13 protein-coding genes are annotated in these 12,369 nt (G+C 59.2%); 10 read left to right on the forward strand and 3 right to left on the reverse strand.

Annotation, left to right across the window (positions count from 1 at the left end; all coding sequences use genetic code 11):
* The first annotated feature begins 490 nt into the window (after positions 1-490).
* From cobM to NW856_RS05155, 9 genes are all read left to right on the forward strand, one after another.
* Positions 491-1,291, forward strand: a complete 801-nt coding sequence (cobM, locus tag NW856_RS05115) for a precorrin-4 C(11)-methyltransferase (RefSeq protein WP_414399401.1) — start codon at positions 491-493, stop codon at positions 1,289-1,291.
* A 183-nt stretch (positions 1,292-1,474) separates the two neighbouring features.
* A complete protein-coding gene (locus tag NW856_RS05120; RefSeq protein WP_414399402.1) occupies positions 1,475-3,559 on the forward strand; it encodes a tetratricopeptide repeat protein in 2,085 nt (694 codons plus the stop codon).
* A 50-nt stretch (positions 3,560-3,609) separates the two neighbouring features.
* A complete protein-coding gene (locus NW856_RS05125; protein ID WP_414399403.1) occupies positions 3,610-4,437 on the forward strand; it encodes a sulfurtransferase in 828 nt (275 codons plus the stop codon).
* Positions 4,434-5,612, forward strand: a complete 1,179-nt coding sequence (locus tag NW856_RS05130) for an NAD(P)/FAD-dependent oxidoreductase (protein ID WP_414399404.1) — start codon at positions 4,434-4,436, stop codon at positions 5,610-5,612. Before NW856_RS05125 ends, NW856_RS05130 begins: the two co-directional genes overlap by 4 nt.
* A 167-nt stretch (positions 5,613-5,779) precedes the next feature.
* Positions 5,780-6,262 carry a Fe-S cluster assembly sulfur transfer protein SufU gene (gene sufU / locus NW856_RS05135; RefSeq protein ID WP_414399405.1) on the forward strand — a complete coding sequence of 161 codons (483 nt, stop codon included), beginning with the start codon at positions 5,780-5,782 and terminating at the stop codon, positions 6,260-6,262.
* Positions 6,263-6,360: 98 nt separating this feature from the next.
* Complete coding sequence (locus NW856_RS05140) at positions 6,361-6,738, forward strand: response regulator (RefSeq protein ID WP_414357168.1); 378 nt, start codon at positions 6,361-6,363, stop codon at positions 6,736-6,738.
* Positions 6,735-7,112 (forward strand): response regulator, encoded by a 378-nt coding sequence (locus NW856_RS05145; RefSeq protein ID WP_414399406.1) that lies wholly within the window; start codon positions 6,735-6,737, stop codon positions 7,110-7,112. The genes NW856_RS05140 and NW856_RS05145 overlap by 4 nt, the downstream gene beginning before the upstream one ends.
* 168 nt (positions 7,113-7,280) lie before the next feature.
* On the forward strand, positions 7,281-7,487 hold the full coding sequence (locus tag NW856_RS05150; RefSeq protein ID WP_414399407.1) for a hypothetical protein: 207 nt from the start codon (positions 7,281-7,283) through the stop codon (positions 7,485-7,487).
* 40 nt (positions 7,488-7,527) lie between these two features.
* Positions 7,528-7,755, forward strand: coding sequence for a hypothetical protein (locus tag NW856_RS05155; RefSeq protein ID WP_414387935.1), 228 nt, complete (start codon positions 7,528-7,530; stop codon positions 7,753-7,755).
* A gap of 153 nt (positions 7,756-7,908) precedes the next feature.
* Here NW856_RS05155 and fba read toward each other — a convergent pair whose 3' ends face one another.
* Positions 7,909-8,988: a class II fructose-bisphosphate aldolase gene (gene fba, locus NW856_RS05160; RefSeq protein ID WP_011432022.1), complete on the reverse strand. Its 1,080-nt coding sequence runs from the start codon at positions 8,986-8,988 to the stop codon at positions 7,909-7,911.
* 375 nt (positions 8,989-9,363) lie between these two features.
* Here fba and NW856_RS05165 point away from each other — a divergent pair, with 375 nt between their 5' ends.
* A complete protein-coding gene (locus NW856_RS05165; protein ID WP_414399408.1) occupies positions 9,364-9,960 on the forward strand; it encodes a hypothetical protein in 597 nt (198 codons plus the stop codon).
* A gap of 36 nt (positions 9,961-9,996) precedes the next feature.
* Here the strand turns inward: NW856_RS05165 and murI are convergent, their stop codons facing one another.
* Positions 9,997-10,875 (reverse strand): glutamate racemase, encoded by an 879-nt coding sequence (gene murI / locus NW856_RS05170; protein ID WP_414399409.1) that lies wholly within the window; start codon positions 10,873-10,875, stop codon positions 9,997-9,999.
* A gap of 176 nt (positions 10,876-11,051) precedes the next feature.
* Positions 11,052-12,369: N-acetylmuramoyl-L-alanine amidase (locus NW856_RS05175; protein WP_414399410.1), on the reverse strand; the 1,318-nt coding region annotated here is incomplete at its 5' end.

The raw sequence follows: 12,369 nt of genomic DNA on the forward strand, positions 1-12,369 counted from the left end.
CCGCTTAGCGGTCGGAGCCGGGTAGTTTACGGGTATAGCACCGGACACTAGACTGCTCTATGCACCAGCACCAGTTGCCCATGCCGATTGCAGCTTGCCCATCAAAGGCTGGGGTAGCTCGGGTAGATTTGGCCTAACAGGGCGTTCCGGCATTCGAGGTAGTTCAGGTTCCGTTGGGCGCTCCGGCATCTGTGGCGGCTCCGGCTCCAGCGGACGGGCAGGCATCTGTGGCGGCTCAGGCTCCGGCGGGCAAGGTGGGAGATCTGGCCCCCTCAGGAGGAGAGCAATCGGCTGGGGTAAAACAACGTAGGGATAATAGTCTTCCCGAACGTACCTTAAGATGGGATGCGAGTGCCTGTCGTGATCTTGCATGCTTGAGCCTCCAGATAAGTTCCCTTGGAATCCAGATAAGTTCCCTTGGAATCCAGTTTGAAAAGACTTTGGAAAAGGGATCTTCAAAGAGGCCCTTGAAGGGGTAGGAAGCAAGCAAATGCGCGAACCGACGTCGTGGCCTGTCTACATTGTCGGGGCTGGCCCCGGGGATCCGGAGCTGATTACCCTGCGGGGGCAAAGACTGCTGGCGGAAGCCGATGTAGTGTTCTACACAGGTTCTTTGGTGCCAGAGGGAGTGCTGGCCCATTGTCGCCCTGGGGTTGAGGCCATTGACACCCGCTCCTTCACGCTGGAAACGCTGCTGCCGCAAATTGTGGAACGGGTCAAGGCGGGGCGGCGGGTGGTGCGGCTGCAGGATGGGGATCCCTGCCTTTACGGCGCTCTGCACGAGCTGCTGATCCGGCTGGCGGAGGCAGGGATCCCTTTTGAGATCGTGCCGGGAGTAAGCGCCTTTCAATTGGCAGCCGCCCGTTTGCAGGTGGAGTTGACCATACCCAAGTTGGTACAGACGATTATCCTCACCCGCGCCAGCGGTCGCACCCAGGTACCGGAAGCAGAAGCCCTGGCCAGTCTGGCAGCCCACCGCGCCTCTTTGTGTCTATATCTGAGCGCCCGCCACGTAGAACAAGCGCAGGCAGATCTGCTGGCTCACTACCCCGCCGATACCCCGGTTGCCGTTTGTTATCGCTTGGGTTGGCCGGACGAACGAATCTGGCTGGGATCCCTGGCCGAGATGGCCGCCCTCACCCGGCAAGCCGGCCTAGAACGCACGGTGCTTTACCTCATCAGCCCTGCCTTGGAAGGCTTGTCAAGCTCAAGATCTGCCCGCTCGCGGCTCTACAGCCCTGACCACACCCACCTTTTCCGTCGCAAAATGGGCCAGCAGCCCCGTTTGTAACAGGCTCTTTCAGTATATTGACGGACTCTGGCAGATAGAGCACAATGAGGCAGCGAGATGAAGTCAGAGGCCTGGACTTCTGGCGAGGGGGTACTCGTTTTTGCCGAGAGAAGTGGAGCCCTTTTGAATTGGAGTTGTTGCAAGACTACTTTTTCACCCTTTAACTTTATGAGCTCTAACCTTATGGCTGACTCATCTGCCGCTCACAGCGTGGAAACCCTGATCAAGGCTCTGCAGAAGGCCCTTGCCCCTCTGCCGACCCGTTCGGCCCTGGAGCAAGATGTCCTTTACCTCATGGTGGATCTCCCACAGCAGGGGATGTTTAGCCGCTCTATGGTGTTGCATCGGGTTGCCGGCCAATTGGGGAGCTTGCCTGTGCAGGGAGTTAGCCAACTGGTGGTGTACGGTCGGCTTCAGGGGGAAACACAGCCGCAGTGGAAAAAAGTCTTCTACTTGTCCTCTGGGGAAAGCAGTGCCGATGCCACGCAGATTGTATTACCGGGCACCAAGATTTCTGAGATCAAGGTGCTGGAGGCCCAAAAACCTGTTGTGGATCCCGACCACAACTCCGATTTTCGCAAAGTTAAAACTCTGGGGGCACCGGTTCCCAAAATTCAGAAAGAGCGCTGGCCAGAAGCGGCTCCAAGCCAGGCCTCGGTTGGCCATGCCCCTTCCCAAGACGGGATCCCGACCCCTCTGCCTACAACTGCTCGCCCCAGTTCTCCTATCGACGTTCTGGCCAACTTTCCGACACTTGATCAATGGTTGCACAGGCCTGCTCTAAGGCCCTTCTTGGGGGGAGCTCTGGCTTTGTCTCTCCTGGTGGGGGCCGGGTTGGTGATGCATTCCTTCCGGCAGCCCGATGTCCCTGCCCGAACCAGATCGCTGGGGCTGGGGATCCCGCTGTTGATCTTGGCTGCAGGGGGGGGCTGGCTGGGTTGGCAAGGTCGGCGTGTCGATGACACCCTTGAGCGAGAAGAGGGATCCCAGGATCCCTTTACAGAAGGGCTGTCCTTTTTACAGGCCAATCAAATGCCTGAGGCGGTGGAGCGGTTTCGGGAGGCCGTGCGGCAACAGCCGAATCATGTCGAGGCCCACGTTGAGCTGGCCCATCTGTTGGCAAAAACTAACCGACTGCAGGAGGCATTGAGCCACTACCAACAGGCCAAACGCCTGAACCCGAACTGGAGCGGCATCAACACCCACCTGGTGGAAACCCTGAAGGCCCTGGCGCGGCAGTGGTTGGCCCAGCATCAGCCGGATGAAGTCTTGATCCATTTGCCCGAAGCGCTGCCCCTCACCCAGGGATCCGCTCAAGCCGAGATCTTCAGCCTGCTCGGCCAAGCCTGGGCAGAGAAGGGCAACTGGGCACAAGCGTTGGCCCAGCAACAAAAGGCCCTGGGGTTGGATCCCCACTTCAGCGAGGCTCATCTCTGCATTGCTCAAGTTCGCCTCAAGCTGGGGCAATGGGACGAGGCCATCGATTCCTGTTGGGCTGCTTTGGAGTTGAATGATCGCCTGGGCCTGGGCCACGCCGTGATGGGACAAGCGCTGATGCGCAAAGGTCAGTTAAAAGCGGCAATAGCAGCCTTCCGAACTGCCCTCAGCCTGGATCTCAGTCCTGAGTTGGCAGCCGCTGTGCGGGTGGATCTGGGTTTGGCAATGGTACACGCAGGCCATCTGGCTCAAGCCAGCCAGGAGTTCAGCCAGGTGATCTTCAATGGCCAGTTCAAAAGACAGCAGGCTCGCGCCTACTACGGCTTGGGCCTGGTGTTGGCAGGCCAAGAGCAATACAGCGAAGCTGTGAAGAACTACCGGCGGGCTTTGGAGCTGGCCCCCGATCTGCACGCAGCGATGGCCGCCATTGGCCTAGCCTACCTGGGCCCCAAACAACGGGATGCCTCTGGGCGCAAGTTCATCCAGCCCCAACAGTTGCAGCAGGCTATACAGCAGTTTGAACAGGCTTTGAAAGGAGACCCAGATCTGTCCGAAGCTCACTTTGGCATGGGAGAGGCGTCGCGCATTAAGGGGGATTTGACCTCAGCGGAGATCAGCTATCGACGGGCCATTCGCAGCAATGGCAGCTATGGAGCAGCTCACTATCGCCTGGGATCCATCCTTGCCCGCCAAGGCAAGCTGGATCAGGCCATTGAACACTTTCGCTCGGCTTTGGAAATCGCTCCCAACTTCTCCGAAGCCAGAGGGAGGCTGCAACGGCTTCTCTCCAAGCAAACGGAAGAAGCGCATACCGACCTACTCCCCCTGTAGAGGTGGGATAGGATCTTGCGGTTGAGGTTCTTTCAATCCAAGCTCAACCCATGACACCAACGCCAGGTTGGGTAGTCAGCCCTGCAGCCGCCAGCCAGCTCATCGAACAAGGGGCAACGCTTCTGGATGCACGCGGTGCGGAATTGCAAGCCGACGGGATCCTGAAGGGTTCAATTCCGGTGAACTGGACGGAGTTTACTCAGCCAGAGGCTGCAAACAGCGGCAAGCTGTTGGCAGATGATGCCCTTCTCACCGAAAAGCTGCAAGGCATTGGCGTGTTTCGGGAGCGTCCGGTGGTAGTTGCTGCCGATCCGCTACAGGGCTGGGGAGAAGATGGCTGGATCGTTTGGATGTTGCGCAGCTTGGGTCATCCCCAGGCAGTCATGGTGGACGGGGGCTATCCGGCCCTGGTGAAGGAGGGAGTGCTGACCACAACCCGACAAAGCGCCGACGAACCGCAACGGGGCGATTTTGTGGTGCAGCGAACCGACCGGTGGAACATCGACCGGGACACCCTGCGGGCCAGCCTTGGCTCCAACCGTGTGGCCATCCTCGACAGTCGCGAAGCCCAAGAATACGAGGGAGCCACCCCCTATGGTGAGGCACGTGGCGGACACATCCCCGGCGCTGTGCATCTCTACTACAAGGAGCTGATGGATGCGGCGGGATCCCTGTTGCCGCCCGCTGCAATTCACGCCCGCCTGCAAAAAGCCGGGATCTCTCCAGAAGCCGAGATCATTGCCTACTGCACAGCTGGGGTTCGCGCCGCTTGGGTCACGGTGGTTTTGACCCATTTGGGCCGGCAGGCCAAAAGCTATTCCGGTTCCATCCTGGAATGGGCAGCCGGGGATCCCCAGGAGTTCCCGCTCCAGCCATGAGGGGATCCCTGCCCACTGTGATCTTGGCCGGATGTGGCTATGGAGCCATCGACGCCTTGCGGGCGCTCAAAGGGCAGGCACGGGTGATCGCCATCAACCCCTATCCCTACAGTGTCAATTCGGGCATGTCCACACGGCTGCTGAGCGGTCGGTTTTCTCTGGAGCTGGTGCGGATCCCTTTGCTGGAGCATATTCAAGCCAACGGCGCCCAGTTTTTGCCGGGGCGAGTCACCCACATCCAACCCGAAGCTCGAACCCTGACCCTGGAGAGTGAAGCCGGGATCCAAACTCTGGCCTACGACTATCTGTTGGTGAATGTGGGCCGGGAGTTGCGCCCCATCGATGGGATCCAACATGCCTTTACCATTCGACCGGCAGAACAATTGGTGGCCGCCCAAACCTGGATCCGGCAGTGCTGGCAACGGGCAGCCCAGGGGGATCGGACGCCGGGCCTGCTGACCTTTGTGGTAGCGGGAGGAGGCTGTACCGGCACAGAGCTGATGGGGGAACTCTACGATCTTTGCCGGGAAATGAGCGCAAAAACAGGGATCCCCTTGGCTCAAGCCCGGCTGATCTTGATCCATCGCCAGGCCCATCTGGTCGAGGGTTTCTCAGAACCCTTCCGCCGTGCTGTGGAAAGAGAAATCCGCCGCTTGGGGGTGGAAATCTGGGCCGGATGTCAGGTGAAAGCCTTTGGGCCGGAGCACGTGTGGCTCTCGGATGGCACCGAGTTGATGGCTCAGACTCGCCTGTGGGCAGGTGGCTTCCAGGCGCCGGCCTGGTTGAGCACCTGCGGCTTGCCGACAGGGCCGACGGGATCCCTGCTCGTGGACAAATACCTGCGGGTGCAAGGCTCAGAGCACATCTTGGCGGTGGGGGACTGCGCTGACTTTGTTTGGGGATCCCGCCTCTTGCCCAAGATCGGCGTGTACGCGGTGCGCCAGGGGCCAATTGCAGCCCAAAACCTGCTGCGGCTCATCCGCGGCCAACCTCTGATCCCCTACCGACCGCAGGCCACGGTTTTTGTTTGTGTAACGGTGGGGAACCGCGTTGCCGTTGCCGAGAAAGGCAGGCTGGTCTGGCGCGGCTATTCAGCCACGGTGCTGAAGAACTTTTTTGATTGGCTGTACATGCGCAAACTTAAGCCCCTGCGCTGGCAGGAGTTTTTCTACTGACTCAAGCTCTACCAAGAACGGGGTTAAGATCAAAACCAGATGGGCCAGGTCGGGCTCGCTTCCCAAATCCTGAATATCTGAGAACTATGGCTATTCCCGGCGGCAATGGGCTATGAGCGGATCGACTTTTGCCGACCGGCCAGAGCAGCGACCAACCAGGAGCAACAATGCCTCTAGATAACCTGCGCGGACTCTATCAGCAAGTCATTCTGGAGCGGTACAAAAAGCCCCACAACTTCGGCAGAGTGGATCCCGTCCACCGCCACCAGCGCGGCCACAACCCCTCCTGCGGCGACACCATCGACCTCACCTTGCAACTGGATCCCAGCCAGGAGCGGATTGTCGATATCAAATTCGAGGGGGCAGGCTGTGCCATTGCCCTGGCTTCTGCCGATCTCATGGCGGATGCGGTGCGGGGGCGCACCATCCCCGAAGCTCTGCAGTTGGTGGAGCGTTTCCAAGCCATGATGCGCGGTGGCGAAGAGTTCCCGCGGGAGCAACGGGCTTTGAACGCCATGAAAGGGGTAGCCCAATTCCCGGTACGCATCAAATGCGCCAACCTGGCCTGGCATGCACTCAAATACGCGCTGGAATCCCCCGAACCCCAGGCTGATGGGTCGGCTTTTGTGAGCAACGAAAACACCGACTAACTTTCCCCAGTTTTACCCTTCTCCCTCGCTACCCTGGGCAAAAGCCTTTCAAGGCTTGCGCAGATTGTTGGTTTCCCAGCTCTGCCCAGGAGCAAACGATGTCGCAGCAGGTGTTGATCGTTGAGGATGATCCCAGTCTTGCTTATGTTCTCAGCCTGTTGCTGGAGCGAGAGAATACAGAGTTTGTGGTGGTTGCTTCGGTTCCCGGTGCCATCAGTCACTGCCAAGCCTCACGACCGGATCTCATCATTCTGGATTTGGAACTGGTTGGCGACGAGGGGTTTGCCCTGCTGGATTGGCTGAACAGGAATCCTCCCGCCAAGCCCATTCCCGTCTTGATCTACACGGCCCGCGATGTGGAGCACCCAGAGCGTATCCGCTGGCAATCTCAAGTTACCGAAATCTACGTCAAAGGGCGCATCAGTCCGACAGAACTCCAAGAACGGGTACACCAACTCTTGGCTGAAACAACATGACCCATCGTCTGCTGATCATCGACGACGAACCCGATATTTGGGAAATGACCCAACTGATCCTGGAAAACTTGGTCGGCTGGCAGATCTTAACGGCGGGATCCGGCCCAGAAGGGATCCAAATCGCTATCCGAGAGCAACCCGAGGCCATCCTGCTGGATGTGACGATGCCGGGGATGGATGGCCCCACCACCTTGGCCCATTTACGAGCTTTGCCGGAAACCCAAAGGATCCCCGTGATCCTTCTAACCGCCAAAGTCCGGGATCCCCAGGATGCCTCTCTTGCTCAGCTTGGAGCCAATGGCTTCATCAGCAAGCCCTTCAACGCCGCCACCCTGGCTGCGGACATCTGTGCTCTGCTGGGCTGGGATCCCTGACTCAACCCTGAACCTGCCCCAAAGACCCCTGGGATCCCGCCGATATCCGCCAAATCGCGTAGAAGAAACGTACAAATTGCCTAGGTAAGTCTTCGGTGTTTCTCTGTATTTTCCCTGATCTCCAAGCTATGATGGGCGCGTGAGCGTTAGAAATACGGAGGAACACAGATGCAAGCCGGTGTGGATCCAACGCTGGACTACCGTACTTACCGCATAGCGGCCCTATTGAGCGAGAGCTTCTCTTTGGGAGCGCTGCTGGGAGTATCCCTCAAGTGGCAGAACGATGTCTCCTCCGTGAATGAGCCGCGGCCCAGGGCTTCCCATCTTTCCCTGCAGGACATCGAGCAGCGCTACCTCACCTCTTGGCAAAGATAGTCTTCTCCCTTCAAAAACCATCTCTCAAACAGAACCAGCCATGAATACAAGTCTTGACTCTGTTACTCTGCCCTCCAGCATCCAAGAAATCGTGGAGCAGGTGTTCCGCAGCAGCTTCCTCAGCTTGGACCAAGAGAACCGCATCAATGAGCTGCTCTTTCAGCGGCGCTACTCTGAGGCTGACCTGGAACTGTTGGACTGCCTAAGCTTGGCGTTGCTGAACCATCAAATTGAGACGGAAAAACGTTCTGCGGCAAAAGCTGCCTGACCCCCAAAACGCATCAAGTTCCTCCAAAGCAAAAGGGGATCCCAGCTGGATCCCCTTATTTGTCCAATCTGAGTCCAGTGACCTAGCTGATCTCCAAGGAAAACCCTGGAAGCGCCCCGGCAAGCATTCCAGAGTTCTTGCAGGATGTGGGGACTAGACCGCAACGGTCTTCTTCACCTGAGCCGCCAAAGCTCCAGAAGCATACTTGGCTGCCATCTCATCCAAGGTAACCACCGGAACTTTGGTGCCATGGCCAGCACAGCCGAAGGCAATGTAGCGCTCAGCACAGACTTTTTGCATTTCCTTGATGGAAGGCTTGAGGAAGTGGCGGGGGTCAAACTCTTTCGGATTCTCGGCCAGAGCGCGGCGCACGGCAGCTGTGATGGCCAGGCGGTTGTCGGTGTCGATGTTTACTTTGCGCACTCCATTTTGGATGCCCCGCTGAATTTCTTCCAGCGGCACACCGTAAGTCTCGGGAATGGAGCCGCCGTATTCGTTGATGATGTCGATCAGCTCCTTGGGCACCGAGGAGGAACCGTGCATCACCAGGTGCGTGTTGGGCAGGCGGCGGTGGATCTCAGCAATGCGCTCCATGTCGAGGATGTCACCAGTGGGCTTCCGGGAGAACTTGTAGGCGCCATGGCTGGTACCAATGGCTACGGCCAGCGCATCCACCTGAGTTCGCTCCACAAAGTCCACCGCTTGGTCGGGGTCGGTGAGGAGTTGGTCATGGCTGAGCGCCTCTTCCGCGCCGTGGCCATCTTCCGCTTCCCCACGGCCCGTCTCCAGGGATCCCAGGCAGCCCAGTTCCCCTTCCACACTCACCCCGATTGCATGAGCCACTTTCACCACCTCGGAGGTAACGGCCACGTTGTACTCGTAGCTGGCCGGGGTCTTGGCATCTTCCTTGAGGGATCCATCCATCATGACGCTGGTGAAGCCATTGCGGATGGCGGAATAGCAGGTAGCCGGGCTATTGCCGTGGTCTTGGTGCATGGCGACGGGGATGTGGGGGTAGGTCTCCACTGCCGCCAGGATCAGGTGCCGCAGAAAGTTCTCGCCCGCATACTTGCGTGCCCCTCGAGAGGCTTGCAGGATAACGGGGCTGTTGGTTTCATGGGCTGCCTGCATGATTGCTTGGATCTGCTCCATGTTGTTGACGTTGAAGGCAGGAATGCCGTAGCCATGTTCGGCGGCATGATCCAGCAGCGTCCGCATTGCAACGAGAGCCATCGGTTACCTCCTGAGGTGCTGACCTAGTGCGTATGAGATTTGCTTACCGTTGATCTTAAGATACTTTTTACGTTTTGGCGGATAAGCCGCCGGGGATCTGCGTATCTTGCCGAGGGATCCTTGCAGCTATTGGCCGTGATGCTCGCGCTCAGGCGCAACAGGCGCACCGACATCTTCAGGTACAGTGGGGAGGGGCAAGACTGTTGGGCGCTTGCATCGAGGATGGATCTGCCCATGCCCGCTCAATTTATCTCTTAGTCTCTCTAATTCTACTGTGGTGTTTTTGTGTTGTTTGCCCGGAGGAATGGGAACGTGCGTTGCAATCGCTGGCCGGTCTTGGGTGTAAAGCAAACAAGGGCTCTGTGGGGTAGTTGGGTGCAAGGAACCGGTTTGGCAATGGCCTGCTGGGCAGTGGCGGGCCTTCGGTCGGCAGCTTGGGGGATCCCCGGGCAATCTCCGGATCAGGTGGCGGCCTGGGTGAGGGACAATCCTGTGCTGCGGCCCCGTCCGGGCGAAACCCTGAACATCAACCGAGTGGAGCCGGATGGATCCCGCTTTACGTTCTTGGCCTCGGTGGCTCCGCCAGGACGGATCATCAACCCGCTGGATCGGGAGACGATTCGCTCGGAGCGGATGACGTTCTTTCGCCCCCAAGGACTGACAGCAGGGGATCTCTTTCAAGCCATTCGCGACGTTTATGGGCCGGAGATCGCCGCCGATCTGGATCAGGCGGTGGAGGTGATTCGCTACCCGTCCCCAGAAGCTCTGGCAAGCAGTCCGGGCTATACCTTGGCCCTTGCCATCCAAGGGGTGGTGCTGCGGGGAAACCAATTCGTGTACTGGCTGGAGCTGACGCAAAACCCCGATGGCCGTGTACAGCAGGGGCAGGTGTGGGTGTTCCAAGAGGAATGGCTACCCAAGGTGGAAGGGGAGTTGGCGGAACGTTTCCCCTTGCAGGTGATGACCCGTTGAGGGGCCCCCAATCTTTATCCCCGAGGAGAAGGGCACTCAGGGGCGGAGGGAGTTGCTGACATCCAAAGCCGGCAATTCCACCCGTTCTACCTGGGGCCGAAAGCCCAACCAAGGAGTGGCCAACTGGGCAAATCGCTCTGGATCCCCGCTCACGTAGAAACGGTGGGGTTCCTCCTGGGCAGCGGTCGAGGGGCGGCGCAAGTCCCACAAACTCAATTCGCGGGCCAGGGATCCCACCAGCGCCATCCCCGGATCCACTCGTTTGACCGAGGGGGGCAGCAAAGGCTTCAGGATCGGATCCAGCAAGGGGTAGTGGGTACAGCCATAGACAAGAGTATCGATCCCCTGTTGCAACAGCGGTTGCAGGTAGCGTTCAGCCGCCTGTCGCAGAGCAGGGCTATCCAGCCATCCGGCTTCAATGAGAGGGACGAACTCAGGGCAGGCCTGCTCCCAACAGTAAACGGGGTACGGAAAACGTTTGGGATCCAGAGCGCTGTACTCTTGAATGGCTTTTGAGTAAGCGCGACTCTTGACCGTGGCCACCGTGGCGAGCACCCCAATGCGGGATCCCTGGGCCAGTGCTGCCTGGGCGCCGGGCAGGATTAACCCCAGAATGGGCAGGGCAAACTCCTGCCGCACCTGTTCTAGGGCCAAGGCCGAGCTGGTATTGCAGGCCATCACCACCAGCTTCACCGGCTGTGCCTGCATCCATGTCAGAATTTGCCGCACAAAGGCCAGGATCTCCTCTGGCGAGCGTTCCCCATAGGGCAACCGCGCTGTGTCGCCGAAGTAGATGAGCCGTTCCTGGGGGAGTCGGCGGCGCAAAGCTCGCCAAACCGTCAGCCCGCCCAAGCCGCTGTCAAACACCCCAATTGGCCAACTGGGATCTGGCTCTGATTTCCACTCCCACTGCATGCTCCGTTCTCCTCAACACCTTGGCCTAAGCTGCTGTATCCTACCCTGCTTTCGAGAATCTCGGCGACAGATTCCCTGCCTTCCCTCTGAGATCAACTGGGCCAACTGGATCGTCAATTCGATCAATTAAGGATCAATTGAGAGATCCGATAGACATGAACAAGCTCAGCCAACGGCTAGCGACTGCGCAAGAAAGTCTCAATGCCATCGGCAATGGCCCGCGCCAAAATAGCCTGATATTCGGCAGTAGCCAATTTTCGCCCTTCGGTTGGGTTGGTTACGTATCCCAACTCCAGCAGCACGGAGGGCATACCCACAGGTGTTTCCCGCACCATAAAAAAGCGGGCCCGTCTCACCCCCCGGTCAGCAGCACCGGTGGCCCTGACCAAGCTGCGGTGCAAGATGGCGGCCAGCTCGGCGCTATCGGGTCGCAGGTAATAGGTCTCGATGCCGTGAATGCCGGAGCGATCCAGGGCGTTGGCATGAATGCTCACCAGCAGGGCAGCATTGGCCTGAACGGCCATATCCACCCGCGGTTGCAGCAGCACTTCCCGGTCATCGGTGCGGGTCATCACCACCCCGTACCCCCGCTCCTGCAGCCGTCGTCGTACCTGGTGGGCAACGGAGAGCACGATGTCCTTCTCCTGGATCCCATCCACCCCGATGGCACCGGGATCCCGTCCCCCGTGGCCGGGGTCGATGGCAATGACCGTCCGGTTCAGAGATTGGGGGGTGGAAGGGGAGGCAGGGCCGGGCGTCTGCGGCTGAGGTATTGGTGGAGGAGCATTCAGAGGTCGCAGCTCCAAGGTAATGCGGCGGGATCCCTGGCCGGGGTTGGGCTCGAAGACATTGAACTCCTCGGCGGGCTGCACCAGAATGCTGACCGTGCGGGCATCTTCCTGGACAAAGCGGATCCGCTCCACCGGCCCTCCAACCGGCAAGCCGGGATCCGGCATAGACTGGGGCAGGCGAGCGGGCGCCACGTTGATGCGGTAGCCACCACTCTCGGGATCCCAGCCGGCCCGGTAGAACATGAATCCATCGGCGCTGATGATCAACCGGTTGCCCTGGAGCTGAACCGATTGCAACGTGGCCAGCGGCCCACTGCTGTTGGCAGAGCTGACCTCGGGCAAAAGGCTGGCCTGGGCAGCACCGCCGGCAGGCTGGATCCAGATCCCACCCCGCTGTGGGTCGTAGCGGGCTTCCCAGTCGCCACCGGAGGAATCCACATCCAGCACTACCCGAGCAACGGTGGGCTCAAACTGCCCGATACGCAGCCGCGAAACCCCCAGACGGTTGATGACATAAGCTCGCTGGGTGAGGGCAGGGCTGAGGGTGGTGTTGAGAAAATCCACCACTACCCGATCCGGATCGAGGATGCGCCGCACCGTAGTGGAGGGGCTGCCTTGGGTACGGATAAAAAAGCCTTCTGCTTGCGGGGATACCTCTAAAATTTGATGGCCGGAGCGGGAGACAGGCAGGGGTGGGGGGGAT

It is taken from the genome of Synechococcus sp. R3-13, from assembly GCF_047462195.1.
Classification (GTDB): Bacteria; Cyanobacteriota; Cyanobacteriia; order Thermostichales; family Thermostichaceae; genus Thermostichus.